Source organism: Thermococcus sp. JCM 11816, from assembly GCF_055396515.1.
On record NZ_AP043741.1, the window covers coordinates 160,875 to 182,221 of the forward strand.

At 51.9% G+C, this 21,347-nt stretch carries 22 protein-coding genes; 9 read left to right on the plus strand and 13 right to left on the minus strand.

What is annotated here, in order from left to right:
• Positions 1-45: 45 nt before the first annotated feature.
• Entirely contained in the window at positions 46-453 is a 408-nt protein-coding gene (locus tag ACZ5TN_RS00925; RefSeq protein WP_464916885.1) for a DUF2095 family protein, read from the minus strand.
• Between the two features lie 63 nt (positions 454-516).
• On the opposite strand from ACZ5TN_RS00925, the gene ACZ5TN_RS00930 reads away from it, so the two are divergent.
• The 6 genes from ACZ5TN_RS00930 (at position 517) to ACZ5TN_RS00955 (ending at position 4,673) form a co-directional block, all read left to right on the plus strand.
• Complete coding sequence (locus ACZ5TN_RS00930) at positions 517-945, plus strand: GIY-YIG nuclease family protein (RefSeq protein ID WP_011249980.1); 429 nt, start codon at positions 517-519, stop codon at positions 943-945.
• An 11-nt stretch (positions 946-956) separates the two neighbouring features.
• Positions 957-1,160 (plus strand): antitoxin family protein, encoded by a 204-nt coding sequence (locus tag ACZ5TN_RS00935; protein WP_011249979.1) that lies wholly within the window; start codon positions 957-959, stop codon positions 1,158-1,160.
• The gene (locus tag ACZ5TN_RS00940) at positions 1,129-1,623 is read left to right on the plus strand and encodes a type II toxin-antitoxin system VapC family toxin (RefSeq protein WP_464916886.1); all 495 of its coding nucleotides are present in this window, start codon (positions 1,129-1,131) and stop codon (positions 1,621-1,623) included. The genes ACZ5TN_RS00935 and ACZ5TN_RS00940 overlap by 32 nt, the downstream gene beginning before the upstream one ends.
• A 2-nt stretch (positions 1,624-1,625) precedes the next feature.
• The gene (locus ACZ5TN_RS00945; RefSeq protein WP_011249977.1) at positions 1,626-2,384 is read left to right on the plus strand and encodes a phosphoglycerol geranylgeranyltransferase; all 759 of its coding nucleotides are present in this window, start codon (positions 1,626-1,628) and stop codon (positions 2,382-2,384) included.
• A gap of 125 nt (positions 2,385-2,509) precedes the next feature.
• Entirely contained in the window at positions 2,510-3,388 is an 879-nt protein-coding gene (locus ACZ5TN_RS00950) for a hypothetical protein (protein ID WP_464916887.1), read from the plus strand.
• On the plus strand, positions 3,381-4,673 hold the full coding sequence (locus tag ACZ5TN_RS00955) for a hypothetical protein (RefSeq protein ID WP_464916888.1): 1,293 nt from the start codon (positions 3,381-3,383) through the stop codon (positions 4,671-4,673). The genes ACZ5TN_RS00950 and ACZ5TN_RS00955 overlap by 8 nt, the downstream gene beginning before the upstream one ends.
• Before the next feature lie 25 nt (positions 4,674-4,698).
• Here ACZ5TN_RS00955 and ACZ5TN_RS00960 read toward each other — a convergent pair whose 3' ends face one another.
• Positions 4,699-4,938, minus strand: a complete 240-nt coding sequence (locus tag ACZ5TN_RS00960; RefSeq protein ID WP_464917425.1) for a hypothetical protein — start codon at positions 4,936-4,938, stop codon at positions 4,699-4,701.
• A gap of 150 nt (positions 4,939-5,088) precedes the next feature.
• Between ACZ5TN_RS00960 and ACZ5TN_RS00965 the strand changes: the two genes are divergently transcribed.
• Entirely contained in the window at positions 5,089-5,928 is an 840-nt protein-coding gene (locus ACZ5TN_RS00965; RefSeq protein ID WP_464916889.1) for a M55 family metallopeptidase, read from the plus strand.
• Positions 5,929-6,023: 95 nt separating this feature from the next.
• On the opposite strand, the gene ACZ5TN_RS00970 is transcribed toward ACZ5TN_RS00965, so the two are convergent.
• Both ACZ5TN_RS00970 and ACZ5TN_RS00975 read right to left on the minus strand, forming a co-directional pair.
• The gene (locus ACZ5TN_RS00970) at positions 6,024-8,459 is read right to left on the minus strand and encodes a DEAD/DEAH box helicase (protein WP_464916890.1); all 2,436 of its coding nucleotides are present in this window, start codon (positions 8,457-8,459) and stop codon (positions 6,024-6,026) included.
• Entirely contained in the window at positions 8,432-8,860 is a 429-nt protein-coding gene (locus tag ACZ5TN_RS00975; RefSeq protein WP_464917426.1) for a DUF5658 family protein, read from the minus strand. The genes ACZ5TN_RS00970 and ACZ5TN_RS00975 overlap by 28 nt, the downstream gene beginning before the upstream one ends.
• Before the next feature lie 127 nt (positions 8,861-8,987).
• Between ACZ5TN_RS00975 and ACZ5TN_RS00980 the strand changes: the two genes are divergently transcribed.
• A complete protein-coding gene (locus ACZ5TN_RS00980) occupies positions 8,988-9,410 on the plus strand; it encodes a hypothetical protein (protein ID WP_464916891.1) in 423 nt (140 codons plus the stop codon).
• Here the strand turns inward: ACZ5TN_RS00980 and ACZ5TN_RS00985 are convergent.
• The 6 genes from ACZ5TN_RS00985 to ACZ5TN_RS01010 all read right to left on the minus strand — a co-directional run bounded on the left by ACZ5TN_RS00985 (position 9,407) and on the right by ACZ5TN_RS01010 (position 17,801).
• The gene (locus ACZ5TN_RS00985; protein WP_464916892.1) at positions 9,407-10,072 is read right to left on the minus strand and encodes a segregation/condensation protein A; all 666 of its coding nucleotides are present in this window, start codon (positions 10,070-10,072) and stop codon (positions 9,407-9,409) included. The genes ACZ5TN_RS00980 and ACZ5TN_RS00985 overlap by 4 nt on opposite strands.
• Positions 10,073-10,075: 3 nt before the next feature.
• Entirely contained in the window at positions 10,076-13,642 is a 3,567-nt protein-coding gene (gene smc, locus ACZ5TN_RS00990) for a chromosome segregation protein SMC (protein WP_464916893.1), read from the minus strand.
• Positions 13,643-13,686: 44 nt separating this feature from the next.
• Positions 13,687-14,112, minus strand: a complete 426-nt coding sequence (locus ACZ5TN_RS00995; protein WP_011249967.1) for a DUF835 domain-containing protein — start codon at positions 14,110-14,112, stop codon at positions 13,687-13,689.
• Between the two features lie 271 nt (positions 14,113-14,383).
• Positions 14,384-17,161, minus strand: a complete 2,778-nt coding sequence (locus ACZ5TN_RS01000) for a DEAD/DEAH box helicase (protein ID WP_464916894.1) — start codon at positions 17,159-17,161, stop codon at positions 14,384-14,386.
• A gap of 3 nt (positions 17,162-17,164) precedes the next feature.
• Positions 17,165-17,614 carry a PIN domain-containing protein gene (locus ACZ5TN_RS01005; protein ID WP_011249965.1) on the minus strand — a complete coding sequence of 150 codons (450 nt, stop codon included), beginning with the start codon at positions 17,612-17,614 and terminating at the stop codon, positions 17,165-17,167.
• On the minus strand, positions 17,598-17,801 hold the full coding sequence (locus ACZ5TN_RS01010) for an antitoxin family protein (protein ID WP_054840007.1): 204 nt from the start codon (positions 17,799-17,801) through the stop codon (positions 17,598-17,600). Before ACZ5TN_RS01010 ends, ACZ5TN_RS01005 begins: the two co-directional genes overlap by 17 nt.
• Before the next feature lie 104 nt (positions 17,802-17,905).
• Between ACZ5TN_RS01010 and ACZ5TN_RS01015 the strand changes: the two genes are divergently transcribed.
• Positions 17,906-19,390, plus strand: coding sequence for an MFS transporter (locus tag ACZ5TN_RS01015; protein ID WP_464917427.1), 1,485 nt, complete (start codon positions 17,906-17,908; stop codon positions 19,388-19,390).
• A gap of 29 nt (positions 19,391-19,419) precedes the next feature.
• Here ACZ5TN_RS01015 and ACZ5TN_RS01020 read toward each other — a convergent pair whose 3' ends face one another.
• Genes ACZ5TN_RS01020 through ACZ5TN_RS01030 form a run of 3 tightly spaced genes read right to left on the minus strand, consistent with a single transcriptional unit; the run spans position 19,420 to position 21,341 of the window.
• On the minus strand, positions 19,420-20,556 hold the full coding sequence (locus tag ACZ5TN_RS01020) for an iron-containing alcohol dehydrogenase (protein WP_464917428.1): 1,137 nt from the start codon (positions 20,554-20,556) through the stop codon (positions 19,420-19,422).
• Between the two features lie 14 nt (positions 20,557-20,570).
• Complete coding sequence (locus ACZ5TN_RS01025; RefSeq protein ID WP_464917429.1) at positions 20,571-20,843, minus strand: MFS transporter; 273 nt, start codon at positions 20,841-20,843, stop codon at positions 20,571-20,573.
• Between the two features lie 21 nt (positions 20,844-20,864).
• Complete coding sequence (locus ACZ5TN_RS01030; protein WP_464916895.1) at positions 20,865-21,341, minus strand: hypothetical protein; 477 nt, start codon at positions 21,339-21,341, stop codon at positions 20,865-20,867.
• Positions 21,342-21,347: the final 6 nt, after the last annotated feature.

Genomic DNA, 21,347 nt, shown 5'->3' on the forward strand with positions numbered 1-21,347 from the left:
GCGGGCGCTGACAATCCCATAGAAAATCAGGAAGAACAAGATATCTCAATGCCTGCCGTGTCTCTCGTACCAGCCCCACTCCTTTTTCGGCCCGAAGGCCCTTACTCCCTTTTTGGCCAGGACTATCCTAAGCTCCTTCGCCATCTCGTGGGTTATCTCGCCTCTTTCCTCCATCCAGTTGATTATCTCCAGGGCCTCATCGTCGGTTTCGCACCGCCTCAGGAAGTCGATTATCGTCGGGTTGTAGCCGGAGAAGTCCTGGAGTTCAAGCTCTTCCTCTTCGAGGGCTTCCTCCTCGGAAGTCCTGTAGGCGTCTATGCTCAGGCCAGGTTCCTCCTCAAGCTCTCTCGCAAGGGCTGGAAAAGTTCTTTTAAACTCCTCAACGTCGTATTCCTGCCACGCGAACTCATCAACGGGGCGCTTTTTGACCTCTCTTTTTTTGTCTTCGACCATGATCAACACCTTTGTTTAGGACTCGGTGGAACTCTTTATAAACCCTGCAGCAAACTGCCACCTATGAAGGGTTCCTACTTTCTCGTAATCCTCCTGGAGAACGACAAAGTCATCCGCACTAAAGCCAGGGAGTTTCCCTTAAAGGCGGGCTACTACGTCTACGTCGGCTCCGCTATGAACTCGCTCGAAAAGAGGGTGGAAAGGCACTTCAGAGAGGACAAGAAGCTCCACTGGCACATTGACTACCTCCTCAAAGAGGCGGAACTTTTGAGAGCCTATCTAATTCCGAGCGAAGAAAGACTTGAGGAGAGGCTTTCGCTGGAGGTCTCGAAGTTTGGAGAGCCGGTGGAAGGCTTCGGAGCTGGAGACGTCAGAGTTAGCACAAACCTCTACCGCTTCGAAGAGGAGCCTGACAAAATCCTAGTCGGAGTTCTTACCAGACTTGGCCTCAGCTGGAAAACCGTTAAAAGTGCCGAGGAAATATTGGAATAAGGTGGAAACCTATGGGGACAGTTATCGAGGCCGTCTATGATGGGGAGAAGTTTAGGCCCCTCAAGAAAGTTAATCTCCCCAAGGGAGCCAAGGTTAAAGTTATTGTTGGAGAAACAATTTGGGACTTAATGGAGAGTGTTGAGGGAATTCCCGTTAACACAGATATCGAGGAAGTGCTGGACGATGTTAGAGGGAGAAAGAGGGTTCGTTATTGATACAAACGTCATTATAGGAGCCTTTTTTTACAATTCGAATCATCCTCAATTGAAGCAGAGAAGGGGAATTCTTGATAAGTGCCGCCTTGTGCTGGCCCTTTCTAAGGACAAGAAAGTCGCAGTCCCCAGAGTTGCTGTTGTGGAAGTTATTAGTGTTGCCAAAAGACTAAGCGGCGACCAAAAATTCGCAATGAGACTTGGGAATGCCGTTGAGAACTCCTTTGAGATTATTGGTGAAGAGAAATTATCTGACACCGCTAAGACCATAGCGTCTGCCGAGGCTCCCTCTGGATTTGATACTTATTTCCTGGCCCTTGCCCTTGAGAGGGGATACTCTCTAATAACCTCTCTAATAACCCGTGATAAACCTATGTGTGCCCATGCTGATAGTCTTGGCGTGCACTGTCTCTTAATTGACGAATCCACGGGTGAAGATGACATCAGAAAGTTTATGGGGGTGTAAGTATGCTCAAGCTTGGAAAAGTCGAAACCTACATCCACGAGAAGCTGGAAAGGGAAAAGCTCCACTTCGTTCTCCTCGATCCAGACGACGTTTCCCCCGAACTTGCAGGAGAGCTGGCGAGTATGAGCGAAGAAGTTGGCGTTGATGCAATAATGGTTGGCGGCTCAACTGGGGCCGAGGGGGAAGTCCTCGACAGCGTTGTTAGGGCCATAAAGGAAAGCTCGAACCTTCCCGTAATTCTGTTTCCGGGTTCACACGGCGGGATAAGTAAGTACGCCGATGCGATTTTCTTCATGAGCCTTCTCAACTCGCGGAACCCGTTCTTCATAACGGGAGCCCAGGCGCTGGGAGCTTTTCAGGTCAAGCGATACGGCATAGAGCCGATCCCGATGGCCTATCTGATCATTGAGCCGGGAGAAACCGTGGGCTGGGTCGGGGACGCAAAGCCCATCCCAAGGCACAAGCCGAAAATAGCAGCAGCCTACGCTTTAGCCGGCCAGTACCTCGGGATGAGACTCGTCTACCTCGAAGCGGGAAGCGGTGCACCTCAGCCAGTTCCGCCCGAGATGATAGGCCTTGTGAAGCGCGTTATTGATGTTCCACTGATAGTGGGCGGCGGTATCAGAACGGAGGAGCAGGCGAGGGCTGCCGTAAAGGCTGGAGCCGATATTATTGTCACGGGGACCGCAATAGAGAAGGCAGGCTCCGTTGAAAAAGCCAGAGAAAAGCTGGAAGAGCTGAACAGGGGCGTTAAGGGATAGCCCTTTTCTTCCCTTGGCATTTTCAAGTTTTGCTTACTATTTAGAAGTGTATGCAAAATCAGAATAGAAAACGTTATAAGTTCAATTTGTGTATGTAATTCTGAAGACCATCTGGAGGTTGTAAAATGGGATACGGGAGAACGTTTGGATTGTGGTACCTTAAGTGGGATGGAAGAGACTTCAGGAGCCTCATGAAGTATCACGGAGACACCACCATGAGCACCGTGCAGGAGAAGCTGAGGGAAGTGGGGATTGACAGCCTTGTTATCCTCGATACCGGTTGGGGCATAGAGGGTAAGTCCATGATCTACACCGGTGACCCCGGAGAAGATGCATACACCCTCTCGGAATTTCTGAGCGAGAACGTGACCATGCCTTACTACGTTGAGATACCCTACTACAAGTACAGATCGGACACTCCAAGGGGACCGGACTACTGGAAGCGATGGATTGATGTGTTCGTAATCTCCTCAGACTACAACCTCAGAGGGTTCTACTGGAATTACGAGTGCCCAATGATGTTCGAGGCCAAAGCAGTGGGAGCTTCCTGGGAGACCGTGATCTCTGAACTGGCCAACAGGATACACGAAGCCGGCTTTGAGTTCATATGGATACCTTACATGCATTATACTACTAAATCAGAAATAGAAGGGAGGAGGGTATTTAAAAAAGATTCATACAACCACCACGCCGCATACTACTTCGATTGGGTGTTTCTACAACCCAATTACTACAAGGGAGAGCTTCTCCCAGCCAACAGTGACACACTAAAACAGTGGAAGATGTATGTTGACGATGCCAAAGAGAACCTCCGCAATTACAGAGGCGTTGACAACATCTATTACGAGTTTGAATGCGATGGGGCAGTCCTCAACAACCCTGTGTACCGCCAGAGGGCCTGCGACTACGTCCAGGTTCTAGGAAAGCCTCCAAGAAGGGCCTATTATTATGATGTAAGGGTGGAAGCCCTGGAATACCTGAACGGGGTGTGCGATTATGTCTAAGCTAAAGCCAGCTGGAGCGCTTTCCATTTTCCTTCTTCTTGTCTTGTCCCTCCAGAATGTATCCGCCCAGGAGTACTCCAACTATCCCTGGGGGATTTCGCTCCAGCCCTTCGTGATCTACGCTGACTCCAAAGGAGCCCTTGTGGGAGTCGAATACGATTATTACGAAGAAGCCGGTCTCACTACAGAGTACGACCCCGTAACTCTCATGCCCATTGACCTTTGGACTTATTTCATCTTCTATGTCAATGAGAGCGGTGCCTACTACGTTGATTACATGGCTTTTTCGGGGTTCGAGCTGCCACCCCTGGCTTTTTATAAGGGCTGGCTGTATCTTTTCCTTCCAGCCTCCACCAACACGAGTTTTCCAATGAAGCATCCTCCCTGCGCTGATCATTTAACGGTAATCCGCTACTGCAACGGTGCAATCCAGAAGATTGGAGAAGTGCCCCAGCAGGGGGATCTTAACATTTCAATGCCTTACGTTCTGATTTACGAGTATCCCATAGGAAACAGAAGCCTGTACAGGGTGGATGAATCCGTTAAGCTGGTGGCCGTTGGGAACGAGAAGAACTTGAGCCTTGAGGACAAGTTCAGCCCTTACGATGCCTGGTTGCATAACTTGCTACCGTTTGATTTCTTCACTCTCAGGAACCGGAAGTGTCTGCCCCTGAAAATTGAGGGTGACTGGATCGTCGTTTCGTCAAAGTACAGAATCCCCTTGGAGGAAGAGTTAAAGTCAAGACTTCAGCCGGTCAACGACTCCTGTGCGATAACCATGGGGGATGGACTTTTGATCGTGCCTCCTGGGAGAGGGATAGCCTATTTCAACGGGAGCATGTGGGTGGAGGATAACTACACGTTTCACAGCGGAGATTATAGATTCATATTTAGCCCCCCGTACCTTACCAAAAAATACCCTCCGAGACCGATGAACGTTTCAATATACCTCTACGAGAACAACACCCTTAGAGAACTCCCGCTGATTCACGTGTCCGAGGAGGGGGTAACGGTTATTCCTGCTCCCGTCAAATACCGGGACGTTCACTGCTGTTCCTGTCCGGCGGTTCACGAGAACTGGACTGTGGAATCTTCTGAATCTTCTACAACTTCCACTCCCAGGGAGACGAATTACACTGATTACTCCAGCTCCACGACAAAGAAAACTGAAAGCAGTAGTTCATCAACGTCCAAGAATGAGGGTATATGTGGAGTTGGAGTTCTGGCGTTGCTGTCACTGCTGCCGTTGAGCTTAGTGGCAAAAATCCGGAACTCGAAAACTTGAACCGGAGAGATAAGAAAGGCAGAAATCAAGCCTCGCTGAGTATCCTGAAGGAGAATCTACCACCTTTCAGGAGCCTCTTAAGCTCTGAGATTATGCTCTTTCCGTTTTCTACTTCCAGCTCAACTCTAACTTCTCCGATGCCCTTTGGATCGGGCGGGTGGAAGTGTATGTCCCTTATCCTGCCGCCAAACTTGGAAACGATCTTCGACAGTATGGCCCCCCTCTCCTTGTAGGGGAGCTTTATGTCTATTTCGACGATTTGCATACGTATCACCACTCTATTTTATGAAGGAAGGCATATAAAACCTTTTTCATAAGCGGCAGTTGTTGGGTTGCCCGCGGGATATTCCTGATAGTTATCTCTCGATCAAAAGGGATTTATTGTCCCAATCCCTGCAGAAAAAAGGTGGTGTCGATGAGGGCTTTCATATCCCTCGACCTTGAGGGCCTGCCCCACGTCGTCAGTCCCGAACACCTGAGCGTAAAGAAGGCGCTCTATGGCGAGGCCAGAAAAATAGCGACAGATGTTGTTAAGATCACAGCAATGACACTCCACGAGCTTGGCTTTGAGGAAGTCATTGTCGCCGACAGTCACGGCCCCATGGTGAATATCATCCCCGAGGAGATGCCCGGCTTTGTGAAGCTCGTTAGGGGTTTTCCTAGACCCCTCAGCATGGTTGCTGGAGGTAAGGGAAGTGACGTGGCAATCTTTCTTGGCTACCATGCCAGGAGTGGCGTTGGGAGGGCGACTTTTGACCACACCTACAGTGGCTCCACAATAGACTGGATAACCGTGAACGGGAGACCCGTCAGCGAGACCCTTCTGAACGCTTACCTGCTCGGAGAGTGGGGTGTTCCCGTCATCCTAGTTGCTGGCGACAGGGCATTGATTGAAGGTGACGTGAGAGATGCACTTCCGGAGACCGTTGGTGTTCCCCTCAAGGAGAGCTTCTCAAGGTACTCCGCGATCAGCCCCTCAATGGAAGCAATAAAGAAGCTCCTCATAAAAGGCACAAAAGAGGCTGTAAAGCGCTGGAAAGAAGGAGCTATAAAGCCCCTGAGCGTGGAAAAGCCCGTTAAAGTAGGGGTGCGCTTCCTGAACAGCGGCTTTGCCGACGCAGCCGAGCTTTGCCCCTTGGTCAGAAGAATAGACGGCAAGACTGTCGAATTTGAGACAAACAGCGTGGAAGAGGCCTACAAGATGATAGAACTCCTGATATTTGCCGCAACTGGCGTTAGGGCCGTGTTCGGCTGAAGTGTGCCCCCGGGGAGCGAAGGGGAATCACGGCTCGCCGAGGCGCTCATCCCCCGCGGTTTCCCGGGGGCAGTCTTCACTACAATTTTGAAAACTTAAGCCTTATCCTCTTCTTCCTCAACGTAGGGTGCCGTGATGACCCTCCTTATCTCCCTGGCTTTCTTTGGCCCTATTCCTTCAACTTCCTTCAGCTCCTCCTCCGTTGCCGTGAAGATCCTCTCGACGTTGCCAAAGTGCTTTAAAAGCCTCTTAGCCAGCGTTGCCGAGACGTTTGGAAGGCCCTCGACTATGAGCCTCTGCCTCTCCGCTAGAGTCAGCGCCTTCTTCTCGCTCCTCAACCGGACTTCCTTCTTCCTCTCCTCCTGCTCGCGCTTTGCCATGAGGTAGATAAACTGGGCGGTCTCTTCCGGCCCTGATGAGAACAATATTGGAACTCCCCAGTCAAGGGTCACCGCCGCTATCGCTCCCCGTATTGCGTTGGGGTGGACGTTCCTTATGCCGTACAGCTCCCCCTCAATGATGATTACCGGCTTCTCGTAGGCCCTCTTCAGCCTCTCAACCTGGTCAAAGAGCCTCCCGTCAATTATCGACTGGATGAAGTCGTTGGCGCTCTTCCGCTCTATGCCCACCTCTTCGCTCACAACGTAGTCTGCAACGTCGAGGGTTCTCACCTCGACCTCGGCGCCCAGCTCCCTGAGGTGCTTCGGAACACCGCTCCTCAGCTCGCGGGAATCGACGTAGACCACTATGCCCTTCGGCTTTCTCACAAAGATGGGCTTTATCGGAAGCTCTTCGGTCGTTTCTTTCGGCTTTTCGGCTGATTTTTCTTCCGATGCCTGGGGAGCGGCTTTCCCGACCGCTTTGCTCTCTCTAATTTCGGTATTTTCGACCTTTTTAGGCTTCAGGAAAGCATCCAGCGGGGCAATCTTCCCCTTGGACACATCGACACTCCCCTTCGACTTTTCAACACCCGCGTGTATTTTACCTTCCTCCCCTTGGGCTTTTATCCTGGCCCTCTGCAACTTCTCAAGCTCCCTCGCGATTTTCTTTATCGCATCGAACATCCCCTTCTCCTTTCTTCGGGAAGCCCAGTAGTAGGCTTCATCCCTCGTCCCCTTAGCCATGAGAATGACAACTCTTCCCGGCCTGTGTCTTCCGGTTCTTCCGCGCCTCTGGATGCTCCTTATTGCTGAGGGAACAGGCTCATAAAACACCACTAGGTCAACTTCGGGAACGTCCAATCCCTCCTCCCCGACGCTTGTAGCCACGAGGACGTTGAACTCCCCCCTTGAGAAGCGGTCGAGGACTTCCTTCTGCTCCCTCTGGCTCATTCCCCTGTCGTCCTTCCTGCTCGCCTGCCCGATGAACCTCTCAGCAGTGATCCCCATAGAGCGCAGTTCCTCAACGATTTTCTTTCCGGTGTCGCGGTAGTTCGTGAAGACTATTATCTTGGAGCTCGGCTTTTTCCCGAGCTGCTCTTTAACGAGCTCCTTCAGCTTCTCCATCTTGGGGTGGTCTAACCCAGATTCCTTCGCCTGGACGAGTAGGTAGATTACTTTCCTCATGCGCGGGTCTTCCATCAGCTCCTTGCTCGACTTCGTCCTCTTGTCTTCTCTGAGTTTTTTCAGGTAGGCCCTTAGGGCAGTTAGCCCCTGGGTTTCAAGAAGTTCAAGCGCGTGCAGGAGCTTAACCGCCTTCGCCTGGTGCATCCTCAGCCTTCCGAGCTCGTAGTTCCCCCTCGCTACCTCCTGGTTGATCTTCGAGCCGGCCTGGAGGACTTCCTTCTTTGAGATGTCTGGGGAATACGTCGAGACCAGCTTAAACTGGGCGAGGGGCTTGAGGCTCTCCTTCAGCATCTCGCGGAGGATGGAACGGACTTCCTTGTAGATGCCCGGCAGGTCGACCTTAACCCACTCGAAGGCTATTTTTTGGACATAAGGTTTAACGTCCGGTGAGCTTTCGGTCCGAATCTCTATCCTCTCTATCCCAAGATTTCTCACTATTTCCCTTATTTTCTCCTCGTCGCTTCCAGGAGAGGCAGTAAGGCCAAGAACGAGCGGGTGTTTTGCGGTCTTCAGGTACTCCTTAGCTATGAAAACGTAGGAGTAGTTCCCGACTGCTCGATGGGCCTCATCAAAGACAAGTAGAACAACATCTTCGAGAGATATTCTGCCAGTTAAAATATCATTCTCGACCGTCTGGGGCGTTGCGGTTATTACGACGCTGTTCTTCCAAACTTCGGCCCTCTGCTTTGGGGACAGCTCACCAGTCAGGACGTTTATCTTCTCGAGCGGGATGTTGAACAGTTTTTTGAAGCTCTCGGCGTGCTGGACAGCGAGCGGTTTCGTAGGGGCGAGCATGAGAACCTTTCCGCCGTACTTTGAGAGGCGGTAGTCTGCTATGAGCATGGCTATGAGCGTCTTTCCTAACCCAGTAGGCAGGACAACGAGGCAGTTGGCCTCTTTACACCTGGCGTAAATGACCTCCTGGTAAACGCGGGGCTCTATGAGGTCTCGTCTGAGGTACTGCATAATCCACTCTTGGTGGGAGAGGATAAAAGCTTTCCTGAGTTCTTGGCGAGCGGCAGGATTAGAAAGCCTGCTGGAAGCGATAGGAACACAGAGTTCCTTCCTGCGAGAAGGTATGCGTTGTTGAAGACAGGCAGTGCCCTCATCAGGATAAACAGTGGCGGGAAGTATCCAAATGCTCTAGAAAAACGGCTCATGTAGCTTGACGCGAATATCACCAGAAGTCCAAGAGTTGTGAACAGCGCAAAGCTCCCGAAGAACAGCGCTGGATCGGAAAGCCTGCTCGCAACTATTGGATTTGCCTCGGAAAAGCCCCTTTGAACTCCAACCCAGGTGGTAAGCGCGTCGAGGAGTGAGAACACTAAAAAAGCTGCCCCATAGGCTTTTTCTCTTCTCCACTTCATTTTCACATCATGCTCCTCTAAGTGCCATCTTTTAAATACTTTTTTGTGAAGTCACAACCTACATAGATATCTACACATGTAGGTACATAACAAACAACTTTTAAATTCGCTAAGGATACATTCCGCCATGCTGCTCACCTATCACGCAAAGGAGAGGCTGAAGAAGAGGCTCGCGAAGAGAGGCAGGCTCGAAAGGATGTACTCCGAGCTGTGGGTTTTTCTGGATCGCTCCAAGCGGATCGATGTTAATGAGAAAATCACGATATTTACAGATGGGAGGAAGGCACTCGTGTGCACTCGCTTAGACTGTGAGAGGCTTCAAAAGAGCGAGATTCTTGAGCGGGTTAGGGGCATAATGGACTCCTACGAGTGCGTGTATTTTGATGGGCGGGTTGCGAAGGTTACCAGGCCCGAAAAGTTTATTGAGACAGTCCCCGATGGTGAGTACTGCTTCTACCTGAACAGGGAAAAGAAAAGCTTCTACGTTGGGAGCGAGCCTCCATTCCTGGTTATTACCCTCCGCCCAGCAAAAAGGGAGGAGAGGAGTTAGGAGTTTTCCTCCAGCGGGACGACCAGGATTTCTCCAAAGGGCTCCTCCTGGAGGAGGTCTACCTTCCCCATGTTTGATAGGAAAAGCAGATAGAGGAAAGTCCTGGCTATTATTTTCGGCTGTGGATCAAAGACGAGGTCCCAGAAGCGTATGGGCTCTCTGGTCTCGCCGTAGAGTTTTCTGACTATCTCGTACAGCCTGTTCACGTGCTTCTCAATGTCAACGCGGAAGTCATCAACGACAAAGATTTCTTCCTCAACTTCCTCGCGCTTCCTCTTCCTCGGCTTTCTTCTCTCGGCTTCTTCGAGGGCATCCATTAAGGCCTCGATGAGGTCTTCGAAGGTGTAGTAGCGCTCTGCCCTTCTCAAGGGCGGTGCCAGCGGCTCAACATCCACGCGGATGCGCTCCTTTTCTTCCTCCCCCTTATCCTGCTCTTCGTCGGAGTACAGAAGGGCCTCGCTCTTCATCCTGACGAGGATGGAAGCCGCCAGAATTGCCCTCGCTGAGATACGCAGGTCAAGTTCCTTCATCTCCCTAAGGCGCTCTATGTACTTTTCAGTTAGGTCAACTATGTCAATGTTCCAGGGATCAACTTTCCCCATCTGGACGAGCTGGAGGAGGATATCAACAGGCGTTATCTCTGGCTCGAATCTTGATTCCATATGTCACGCCTCCAGCCGGCCGAACATCTCTCTGTGCTCGGCCTCGTCTTTTTTCCTTATCTCCTCCAGTATCTTTCTGGCCTTTTCGAGGCTGAGGGAGACCACCTTTGAGACGCCATTCCTCATGCTGACGCCTATTATCCTGTCCGCCTGCGCCATCATGACGTCCCTGTGGGTTATGACAATAAACTGGCTGTTCTGGGAGGCTTCCTTGATGAGGTCGGCGACGCGCTTGACGTTTGCATCGTCGAGGTGGGCATCAATCTCGTCGAGCAGGTAGAAGGGAGCCGGCTTGTAGCGCTGGATGGCAAAGACGAAGGCGAGCGCTATTATGGCCTTCTCACCGCCGCTCATGGCCTCTATCCTCTTGACGTCTTTTCCTGCCGGCTTTGCCTCTATCTCAAGTCCTCCTGAGAAAGGGTCTTCGGGGTTTTCGAGGATGAGCTTCGCTTCTCCTCCCGGTGAGAGCTTGGCGAAGAGCTCCGAGAAGTTCTTGGCTATTGCATTGAGGGTCTGGAGGAAGACCTGCCTCTTCTGCCCTTCGATTTCCTGTATGAACTCCTCTATGCTCTCCTTCTCGGCCAGAACCTGCTCGCGCTTGCTACTCAGCTCAAGATATCTGCGCTCAACCACTTCAAAGTCCTCGATGGCCTTCATGTTAACCGGCTCAAGCGAGCGTATTTCCTCCTCCATCTTCTCAATATCCTGCCTGAGCTTCTCAACTTCAAGCGGGATTTCCTTTATCGAGCGAACTAGTGAAGGATCAAAGTGCTTGAGCTCGGCCCTCTTCTCCTGAAGGGTCGTCTCGACCTGAGCCAGCCTGACCTTGAGCGTATTAGCCTCTATCCTAAGCTCCTGGAGCTTTGAAGTAAGCTCGTCCTTCTCCTTTCTAAGCTCCGCTATCTCCACTCTTATCTGCTCTCTCCTGTCGCGGAGCTCCTTGAGCTCGTCCTTAACGTTCTCTTCGGCCGTCTTCAGCTCTTCAAGCTCTTTCTCAAGCTCTGTTATGGCGTTTTTATTCTCTTCGATGTAGGCGTTCAGGGCGTTTATCTTGTTGATAAGGCCCTCTATCTCCTCCTCGAGGTCGGCCTTCCTCGGGAGGAGCTCTTCGTTTATTCTCGAGTCGAGGCTTTCGAGCTTGCTTTCAACCCTGCTCAGCTCCTCCTTGAGTTTGGATATCTCCGCTTCAACTTCTCTGATCTTTGAGTTCAGCTCCCTCGCCTCCGGGTTCTCAAGGGCTTTCTTTATCTTCTCTCTCTTTTTCTCAAGTCTCTCTATTCTTCCCCTGAGCTTTGCCATCTCGCCCTTCGATTCCTCTATCCTCTTCTCAAGCTCCGAGATGAGGCGCTCGTTTTCTTCAATCTCTTCCTTGAGGGAGCGGTCTTCGGTTAGATAGGAGTCGAGCTCCTTCTGGATGACCTGAACGTCCTTTGAAAGCTCGCTCTTCTTCATGCGGAGCTCGAAAAGCTCGTTCTCAAGCCCCTTAACCTCTACCTTCAGGGCGTTCACCTGGGCTTCCAGCGCCTCTTTCCTTCCTTCAAGGGCCTCGACCCTCTTCCTTATCTCGTCAACGTTAACCCCAAGCTTACCCCTCGGCTTGTAGTGACCTCCAGTTATCGCTCCGCTCCGCTCGAGAAGTTCCCCACCGAGTGTGACCATCCTGACCTTCCCGATTCCTACTTCCCTCGCCTCGTCCATGTCGTTCACGATGAGGGTATCCCCGAGGGCGTAGGCAACTGCATTCCTGAAGCGCGGGTCGTAGGAGACGACGTCCATAGCTGGAATGCCAAGCTTCGGCTTCTCCCTCATGGAGCGCGGTTTTATCTTGTTGAGTGGCAAAAACGTCAGCCTTCCGAGCTTTTTCTCCTTGAGGAGCTTTATTGCCTTCTCGGCGACCCTATCGTCCTCTACCACAACATTGTCGTAGTTGCCGCCGAGTGCGACTTCAACAGCTAAAGCATACTCGCTCTTTGGAACGCTTATCAGCTCTCCAAGAGTGCCATACAGGCCCTCTATCCTCTGGGACTTCAGGAACTCAACGGCCCTGTTGCCCCTGACTTCTCTCTGGGCCTCTGCCTTGATCAGTTCCTCTCTCGCTTTGGCCAGCTCACTCTCCACCTTCTGAAGCTCCCTTGTTTTTTCTTCGAGCTCCTTCTCGGCTTTTCTGTGCCTTGATTCCACTTTGGAGATTTTACCCTCTACCTGGGACAGCTCCGACCTCTTGGCTTCGAGAGAAGCCTTTGCCTCCGCTATTTTCTCCTTCAGAAGGTTCCTCCTAGCGTTGAACTGGGTTATCCTGGCTTTGGCCCTGCTGATCTCTTCCTCAAACTTGGATATTTCACTCTCTTTCATGTAGAGCGCCTTTTTGGCCTCTTCAAGCTCCGCGACTACCTTATCGAACTCCTCCCTGGCCTCGGAGAAGCGCTTGTCTATCTCTCCAAGCTTGATGACAAGCTCGTTTCTGACGGTTTCCCTCTCCTTTATCTGAACGAGGAGCTGTTCTCTTCTCTTCCCCCAGCGCTTTATCGCTCCCTTGCTCTTCTCAATCTCTTCAGAGACGTGCTTCAGCTCCTCTTTGGATTTTCTAAGCCTTGCCTGGCTCTCCTCTATTTCCTTCTGCGCGTTCTCTATGTTCCTCTTCGCGACCTCTATCTTGGACTTGACCTCGCTTATCTTCCTGGTTATCTCGAGAATGCCGTCGCCGCTCTTCTCCTCAAGCTGGCGCTCTATTTCGGCGAGTTCCTTCTCCTTCGCGACTATTTCTTTTGCTATCTCCTTCAACCTGTCTTCAAGATACTTGATCTGCCCCTCAATTTCTTCCTCCCGCGATCCACCTTCCTCAATGAACTTTTCAAGCCTTTTTATCTCAGCCAGAAGGAGCGTAACCCTCGCTTTTTCCAGCTTCTCCTTAAGGTCGAGGTAGCGGAGGGCGTCGTTGCGCTCTTTTTCAAGCTTGTCGAGCTGGGCCTTTACCTCTCTTATCAGGAGGTCAACCCTCGCGAGGTTTTCCTCCGTCTGCTTCAGCTCCTTTAGGGCCTTCTCCTTTTTGGCATCGTATTCAGCTATTCCAGAAATTTCGTCTATGATGAGCCTTCTCTCGATTGGAGACATTTTAATGAATTTCGTTATGTCACCCTGAAGGACGAGGTTGTAGCCCTCAGGAGAAATCATGGCAGCGCTGAGGAGGTCTATTATTTCACTCCTCGTTGCTCTCTTCCCATTGAGCCAGTACGTACTCCTTCCGTCGGGATAGACGCGCCTTTTTATCACGACTTCGTCTTCATCTATCGGAAAGCCCCTGTCCTCGTTGTTAAAATACATGGCAACCTCGGCGTATTTGGCTGGAGGTTCTCCTTTCGAACCCGCGAAAATGAGGTCGCTTATCCTGCTGGCCCTCATGGCCTTCGCAGAAAGTCCTCCGAGGACAAACAGAACGGCATCTCCGATGTTGCTCTTTCCAGAACCGTTTGCTCCTACTATAGCTGTAAAACCCCTCGCAAGCGGCACTACAACCTTTTTGTTACCATAAGATTTGAAACCTTTCATTTCAATTTTCTCAATGTAAGGCATCATCCACACCTAAATCTTGGAGAAGAGCCGACGGTATATAAACTTCACTCAACTATTCTACGGAGCATGGCTCGGGTTTTTTCGTCAATCCCCTCACTGACCGTGACGTAGAACGTAGCTCCCGTTAAGATTGCCATGTCCCTCAGCTTTCCGACGAATCTAAGCGCCCTTTCTACACCGTTTTCGATCATGAGATACTCAAGAGCGTCCAGAATTACTGACTTGGTGCCATTTTGGAGTTCTCTCCAGATGATACTCTCGAGTATATGGAGGTCGGTAGGCTTCACGGCCTTGGGGTGCTCTGCTTTGCTTACCCAGATCGGCACCACGTCACTGGGGGCGCTGTTTATGATTGGTTGCCTCGTTATGAGGAGCTTTTTGTAGCCCCCTTGAGCAAGCAACCTGTCGAGCTCCCGATAGTCTACAACGGGGCCCTGATTAGATGTTTTTCTTCTCAATACTAATGCCACTTTCACCACCGGCATTCCCCGGTGTTCAGTACATTGGGAGTTTCCCTCATTATTTATAAAGTTTACTTCGAACCAAAGGTATACATCTGAATATAGAACACATCATTCCACATTTTTGGCCATTGTGTATAACTTAGTTTTACATTTGATTCTCTTATGGGGCTGTTGTAAAAACGGTACTCAATTGGCCGCATTATCACAAGACGAACTTTTAAATCTGAAAATGATGACGCTCACTAATAACGGATCGTGACATTGTCAGAGAGTCTTTTTAGCTCTTATCCTTATTCTCGTTGCTGTTATCCTTCTTATCGACCCAGAACCGCCTCGTCCTGATGAAATCTCTCTCGCGCTCCATCAGTGCAACCAGCAGGGCCTCCCCTTTGTACTGGCTCAGAATCCTTGCGGCTGTGTCCGGCCCGGTTCCGTAGCTGGCAAGGGCCAGAACGGCATCGAAGCCGTAGGAATCAACAAGGTCAGCGGCCTTCAACAGCTTCCTGTAAACCCGTTCCTCCTTCTTCTCAAGCGGCCTTCCGTGCCTGACCTTGTCGAGAACCGGGATGAACTCTTCCGCATCTATCGGGTGAGCAACGGCCAGCATCTTCGAGCCACAGCGCGGGCATTCCCTCTCTTTGATACTCCTCAAGCGGGCAACCTTAGTCTTCGAATGCCAGCCACAGTTGGTACACACCAAGACGACCTCATGGTCGAGGAGCCTCTTCCTGAACAGCTCAAGGACTTCGTCCCTCTCAAGGATTCCGCTCAGAAGGAACTCCCCGCCAACGGTCATATTTAGTCTCGCTAGCGTTGAGGGCTCTTTCCTGAGGGCGGTTTTGACCCTGAGGCTCCCGGCTTTAAGCATCTCCATGACCAGCTCGGCCGTCTTCACGTCAACCTTGTCGTGGTAGAGCTCGTTCAAAGTCTCCCTCTCTATGACCGTTCCCTCAAAGAGCCGCTCGACCCTTCTTATCTTCGCGTCCCTTCTCAGCGCCCCGAAACGCTTCGCGACGTTTAACATTCTCCAGCGGTAGGCATGGGAGTCCCTCAGAGACCTAGCCACGATGAACTCAACGCTCTCTGGATCCTGGTATAGGTAGCGCTTGACCTCATCGGGATTCAGCTGGAACGGTGTCTTGAAGACTACCGCGTGGGCCTGCGCCCTGACCGAGAACACCCTGCCGTAGCGGAGGATTAAGAGTGAGTGAACGATCCTGCCTATCGCCTCGTTCGCCCTGTTGCCAAAATCGGCGTGGATGATTAGAGCCTTTGGAGTGCTCTCCACGAAGATGTCTCTATCTGTCGAGAACGGCTCATCCTTTATCTCCTCAAACGCCCTTTTCAGATCCTCCTCGCTGAACTCAACACCCTCAAGGGGTGACAGCGCGTTCCTGAAGTCGAAGGCCAGCTCCCTCTTCAGCCTGCCGACGGCGAAGGCAACGCTGAAGGGAACGGGTATCATCTCCCCCTCCCAGCTCGGTATTGCGCTCTCGATGCTCGGGCTCTCGCGCGCCTTGATGATTTTAGCCTCGTCGTCTATTTTGAGAACTATCCAGCTCTTCCCGCCCATCACAAACTCCATGCCCTCTTCGAGGTCCATCACGAAGCTCTCATCGAGTCTCCCGACGATATGTCCGCTTTTGGCATCTATGACCCTCCATGAGACCTCGTCCGGTATCGTTGAGAGGTTCTCGTAGTAGTACTGGAAGGCCCCTCTCCTGAGGTAGAGCTGGTTGGTCTCTTCGTCGTAGCCTATTATCCGGGCGTCTTCGAGCACCTTGAGCGTATCGAGGTAGTCCTCCCAGCTCAAATCTCTGTAAACGTAGGCCCTTCTCGCTATCTCATAGGGCCTCTCCCTTGGAAGTCGCTTGTATTCCACAAGCAGACCGACGACGAAGTGAGCCAGAACGTCCAGCCCGCCGATAGGCTCAACAGGTTCAAACCGGCCCTCAAGGGCGTGCTTGGCTATTATGAGGCTCTGGATGTAGTCCTCAACGTTCGTCGTTATGATGTAGGCTTCGCTGACCTCACCTATCCTGTGCTTCGCCCTTCCGGCTCTCTGGACGAGCCTGTTCACCTGCCTCGGGCTCATGTATTGAATCACGACGTCAACGTCACCGATGTCTATTCCAAGCTCCATCGAGGACGTGCAAACAAGTGCCTTTATTCTCCCCTCTTTCAAGGCTCTCTCGGCGTTTATCCTAGCTTCCCTAGAAAGGGAACCGTGATGGACTTCTACGGGTTTCCCCCAGGCCTTTAGCCTGTGGGCGAGGATTTCAGCGAACTGGCGAGTGTTGGTGAATATCAGCGCCTTTCCGTGCCTCTCGACGATCTCCCACAGAACCCTGAGGCGCGCCGCGATGTCGGGGGAAACGCTGAGTTCCCTGGCGAGCTCTTCATCTTTTTCTTCGGGCTTTGGATAGAGCACGTGAAAGCGGTATGCCTTCTTCCAGTTTGGCTTGACTATGGTATCAGCCTTTAGCCACTCCCTTACTTCGTCCTCGTTGCCCACCGTCGCCGTCATCCCAATTCTTCTGAAATCTGCTATTTCAGCGAGCCTCTCAAGACCGAGGAGGAGCTGGGCGCCACGCTTGTTATCTACAAGCTCAGCAATCTCGTCCACGATGACGAACTTGACATTCACCAGGTGCTTTCGGAGAGATTTAACTGTCAAAATCACGCCGAGCGTCTCTGGAGTTATGATGAGCATCTGAGGAGGGTTCTTCGTCTGTTTTGCCTTCCTATAAGCCGAGGTGTCCCCGTGGCGCACCTCAACGGTTATTCCGAGCTTCTTCCCCCACCATTCAAGCCTCTCAAGGAGATCCCTGTTGAGGGCCTTCAGAGGGGCTATGTAGAGAGCGGAAATCGGCTTCAACCCATCCTCAAGGATTTCATTGAAGACGGGCAGAACAGCGGCTTCGGTCTTTCCGGAACCGGTGGGAGCTATGATCAGAACGCTCTTCCCCGAACTAACTTCGCGGAAAGCGTCCTGCTGAAGTCGGTTGAGCTTCCCAAAGCGTTCTTTGATGACCTTCTTGAGGAGGGGGTGCATGGTTTAAGGAATGATTTTGAGTTCTTGAACTTTGCTGTAGTCCCTATCGAAAGTGGCGAGGGCTTCAATCCCGTTTTCGATGGCGGTTGCCAAAATGGTGGCGTCACTCGGAAGGAGAGAATACCTAAACATGAGTTCTCGTATAAGCTCCCAGTTCTGTGAGTCATTAACCTTGATTATCCCAAGTCCTTCTATTGCAGATTCCATGAGCCGTAACTCTCTTTGAAAAGGTTTGTAACCGTTCTTGTTGAGAAACTCCTTGAGTTTTCTGTATGAATGTATTTCAAAGGCTGTTTCCGCCTTTCTCCGGATGACTGAGTAAGATAGCTCGTTAAGAATCAGAGTGCTAACGTAGAATTCGTAAGGCTCAGACAGAAGACTTTTAGAGCTTTCCGTGAGGGGCGTCTCAAAGAGAAAGTTGTAGAGAACGTTCGTGTCAAGGAGAACCCTCATAGTACATCTCCTCAAGGTATCTTTCGATGTCCTCTGGCTTTCCCTTCCCTAGCACGCCTGCAAGCTTATTCACGAGTTCTTTCCTCCCAACAAGCTTTACCTTAATAATCTCGCCCTCATGAAGCTCTGTCTCGTCAAGTAAGATAATCTCACCCGAGCGATAAACGCCGTGGACTATTTTCTCCATCCTCCACACCCTCAGTAAAACATTGCCTCTCCCTGTTATAACCCTTACTGGAGACCACCGCTAGCTTTATAAGTGATATATCGTTCGATAGGTCGGTGGTGAAAATGCAGGTAGTCGAGAAGGGTGAGACCTACGACTTATCCTATGCAAAGAAGGCGATGTTCGTTGTCGTTCTTCTCCCGCTCCTCGTCATGTACACCGAGGCGATGCTGACGCCAGCTCTGCCAACGATCCAGAAGGAGTTCGCGATAAACCCCAACGACGTCAGCTGGGTTCTGACCATTTACCTCCTCGTTGGAACCGTCAGCGTTGCCCTCTTCGGAAAGCTCGGCGATATGTACGGGAAAAAGAAGATGTTCCTCATAGCGCTCGGCTTTTACACTCTCGGCGTCATTCTCAACGGCTTTGCTCCAAGCTTTCAGTGGCTTCTCGTTACGAGGGCAATCCAGGGCTTTGGAATGGCGATCTTCCCGCTGGCATTCTCCCTCGTCCGTGAGGAGTTTCCGCCGAGCATGGTGCCGCAGGTTCAGGGAATGATAAGCGCCATGTTCGCGGTTGGTATGGTCATAGCGCTCCCCCTCGGCGCGTGGGTCACCCAGAACTGGGGGTGGAGGTGGACCTACCACTCGGCGGCTCCCTTCGCCGTGCTGATGTTCTTCCTCGCCTGGAAAATACTCAGGGAGAGCCGCTATGTAAATCCTGGAAAGGTTGACTGGGTTGGAGCGGTTCTCCTTACTCTCTTCGTGGTGCCAATGCTCGTGGCAGTCACAAGGGCACCAAACGTCGGCTGGACTGCGAAGGAAACCTTAATACTCTTTGGAGTTGGTGTAATTGGCGCGGTACTCCTCGTCCTCTGGGAGAGGAGAGTGGAAAACCCCTTGTTACCACTCAAGATAATCTCCTCAAGGAACCCAGCCATAGCCAACATGGGCATAATGTTAGCGGCCTTTGGCCTCTCAATGATGAGCCAGGCGAACACCTACCTCCTCCAGATGCCGGAACCCTACGGCTTCGGAAAGACAATACTCCAGAGCGGCCTCCTTATGACCCCGATGGCCTTAGTCATGCTCATCGTTGCTCCGCTCGCCGGAAAGTTCATGCCGAAGATCGGGGCGAAGCCGATAGCGATAGCCGGTGCCCTCATCGGGAGCGGTGCCCTCGCGGTAATGTCCCTCTACGCAACGAAGATGTCTCTCTGGCAGTTCGTGACGATGATGACCATCGTTGGAATAGGCATAAACCTCATGAACATATCCCTCATCAACGTGCTGGTCTTCTCAGTGCCGCCGAGAATGATGGGTGTCGCCACCGGCTCCAACAGCCTCTTCAGGAACTTCGGCTCGACCTGGGGGCCGGCAATAGCTGGAACGGTAATGAGCACCTACTACGTTCTCTTCCACCCGCCTGGAGCACCGGCCTTCGTTCAGATCAAGATCCCGACGGAGAAGGCCTACGAAGTGCTCTTTGGGGGAGCGTCGGTGGTTTATCTCCTCCTGGCCCTGCTGGCATTTGCCATCGTTGAGGTCATGAAGGGCGGAAAGATACGCGAGGTGGAGGAGGGGGGAGAAAAGGAAGTAGTAGTTGAGTAGCGCTTTGTTCGTCTTTTATTTTGTTCCCTTCATTTCCCGTAGAAAGCCTTCAGATAAAGCTCTCTTATCTCCTCTGGCTTTGGTTCAACGGGGTTGAACGCTATCAGCCCGTCGCGGTAGGCCTTCTCAGCCATCTCCTCAACCCTTTCAACAAAAGTCTCTTCGTCAACCAGCTCGCTTAGCTTTGGAACTCCAAGGCGCTCGTTGAGCTCTCTGACGGCTTTTATCAGCTCTTCCGCACTCTTCAACCCAAGTTCGCGCGCTATCTCAGCATAGCGCTTCCTCGCATACTCACTCCTCTCGGCGTTGAACTCCATCACGTAGGGTATGAATATCGCGTTGAGTAAGCCATGGGGACCTACCCATGCCGCCTTGTGGCTCATCGCGTGGGCCAAACCAAGCCTGGCATTGAGAAAGGCTATCCCTGCCATCGTTGCCGCGTAGTGCATTCTTGCCCTCGCCTCGGGGTCACCTTCAACCGACTTCGGAAGCCACTCGAAGACGGTCTTTATCGCCCTGATTGCCATTGCATCGCTGAAGGGCCCGGCGACTTTCGTCGTGTAAGCCTCTATACCGTGGACGAGGACATCCAGGCCAGAATTCCTCGCAACTTCCCTTGGCATAGTCCTCGGGAGCCTCGGGTCGAGAATAGCTACCTCAGGCGCTATCTCTGGGGTAACGATGTTGTACTTTATCCCGTTCTTCTTCAGGACACTGGCCGCGGAAACCTCGCTTCCAGCTCCGCTCGTTGAGGGAATCGCGATGAGGGGAGTTTTTAGTTTTGGAACGGGCTTCGGCCTTGAGAAACGGTCTATGAAGGCTATCTCCTCGAAGACGAGCTCGGGAGCGTCGTAGAAGACCTTGAGGGCTTTGGTCGTGTCGATAACGCTACCGCCGCCCATGGCAACGAGAAGATCTGGCCCAAACTCTCTAACCTTCGGCAGGAACTCCTCAATGACCTCGACACTCGGTTCTGAGGGAAGGCCTGCTATCGAGAAAACCTCTGCTCCGGCTTCCCTAACGTAGTCCTCGGCCTCGCTTAGAAAGCCGTTCCTCTTCATGGAACCAGATGCCAGTATGAGAACCCGCTCGTGACCCTTGGCCTCGTCCTTGAGGCTCTCAAGTGAGCCCTCCCCCTCAATTATCCTCGTCTTGAGCCAGAACATAGTCATCACCGGAGTTAGTTGGATTTTCTACTTTTAACGTTCTCGCCGAGGAGCGGAAGTATTGAAACCAGGAGGAGGGCAGTTGCAACCGTGAAATTCACGGTAAAACCGAGCCCTTCCGTCAGAAAACCGCTGAGGAAGTTCCCCGCTATTGCACCCAGGGAACTTATCATGTTGTAAGTTCCTATCAGAGCGCCCCTCTCCTTGGGTGGGGCGTAACGGGAGATTATCGAGGTTGTTGAGATCCCTATGTATGCCCAGGTGTAGCCTGCCAGGAAATACGAGATGAAGGCAAGGAGCGCAAAAACTTAGCCCTCAATTAGCGTGGATACCGCAAGGAGCGAGAAAGCAAATGCCCTAACTGAAAGCCCACGAATGAGGGCGAGGTAGCCCCCGCTCTTTTTGAGTTTCAGACCGACCCGCGTGTACATGAAGGCCGATATGGTGGAGTTCCCTATGCTCATGAGGTAGAGGTGAGTGGCACCGAAGCCCCTCGACTTAAGGAGAACCGGGAACTGGGTGAAGTAGAGCATTGCCCCCACCCAGAACAGGAAGGAGGAGAAGTAGAGCCTCCCAAACCCCTTCGTCGAGAATCTTGGCAGGTGAGTTATCATGTTCGGAAGGTACCTGAACTTCTCAACGACGTAGCCAGCGTAAACGCCAAGGATTTTTCTATCGATGTGAAGTGGGACTTCCCGTATTGTCTTTTTGCCCCATGGAAACGAGAGAAGCCCTATGACTCCAAGGGCAATGAAAGTTCCCCTAATCCCGAACAGGGGTGTCAAGAGCAG

Coding starts and splice junctions, on each gene's coding strand:
- ACZ5TN_RS00930 (WP_011249980.1), top strand. CDS start 517: ATGAAGGGTTCCTACTTTCTCGTAATCCTCCTGGAGAACGACAAAGTC.
- ACZ5TN_RS00945 (WP_011249977.1), top strand. CDS start 1,626: ATGCTCAAGCTTGGAAAAGTCGAAACCTACATCCACGAGAAGCTGGAA.
- ACZ5TN_RS01015 (WP_464917427.1), top strand. CDS start 17,906: ATGCAGGTAGTCGAGAAGGGTGAGACCTACGACTTATCCTATGCAAAG.
- ACZ5TN_RS00955 (WP_464916888.1), top strand. CDS start 3,381: ATGTCTAAGCTAAAGCCAGCTGGAGCGCTTTCCATTTTCCTTCTTCTT.
- ACZ5TN_RS01000 (WP_464916894.1), bottom strand. CDS start 17,161: ATGCACCCCCTCCTCAAGAAGGTCATCAAAGAACGCTTTGGGAAGCTC.
- ACZ5TN_RS00985 (WP_464916892.1), bottom strand. CDS start 10,072: ATGGAATCAAGATTCGAGCCAGAGATAACGCCTGTTGATATCCTCCTC.
- ACZ5TN_RS00970 (WP_464916890.1), bottom strand. CDS start 8,459: ATGCAGTACCTCAGACGAGACCTCATAGAGCCCCGCGTTTACCAGGAG.
- ACZ5TN_RS00925 (WP_464916885.1), bottom strand. CDS start 453: ATGGTCGAAGACAAAAAAAGAGAGGTCAAAAAGCGCCCCGTTGATGAG.
- ACZ5TN_RS00965 (WP_464916889.1), top strand. CDS start 5,089: ATGAGGGCTTTCATATCCCTCGACCTTGAGGGCCTGCCCCACGTCGTC.
- ACZ5TN_RS00935 (WP_011249979.1), top strand. CDS start 957: ATGGGGACAGTTATCGAGGCCGTCTATGATGGGGAGAAGTTTAGGCCC.
- smc (WP_464916893.1), bottom strand. CDS start 13,642: ATGCCTTACATTGAGAAAATTGAAATGAAAGGTTTCAAATCTTATGGT.
- ACZ5TN_RS00975 (WP_464917426.1), bottom strand. CDS start 8,860: ATGAAGTGGAGAAGAGAAAAAGCCTATGGGGCAGCTTTTTTAGTGTTC.
- ACZ5TN_RS01020 (WP_464917428.1), bottom strand. CDS start 20,556: ATGTTCTGGCTCAAGACGAGGATAATTGAGGGGGAGGGCTCACTTGAG.
- ACZ5TN_RS00980 (WP_464916891.1), top strand. CDS start 8,988: ATGCTGCTCACCTATCACGCAAAGGAGAGGCTGAAGAAGAGGCTCGCG.
- ACZ5TN_RS01010 (WP_054840007.1), bottom strand. CDS start 17,801: ATGGAGAAAATAGTCCACGGCGTTTATCGCTCGGGTGAGATTATCTTA.
- ACZ5TN_RS00960 (WP_464917425.1), bottom strand. CDS start 4,938: ATGCAAATCGTCGAAATAGACATAAAGCTCCCCTACAAGGAGAGGGGG.
- ACZ5TN_RS01005 (WP_011249965.1), bottom strand. CDS start 17,614: ATGAGGGTTCTCCTTGACACGAACGTTCTCTACAACTTTCTCTTTGAG.
- ACZ5TN_RS00940 (WP_464916886.1), top strand. CDS start 1,129: ATGTTAGAGGGAGAAAGAGGGTTCGTTATTGATACAAACGTCATTATA.
- ACZ5TN_RS00950 (WP_464916887.1), top strand. CDS start 2,510: ATGGGATACGGGAGAACGTTTGGATTGTGGTACCTTAAGTGGGATGGA.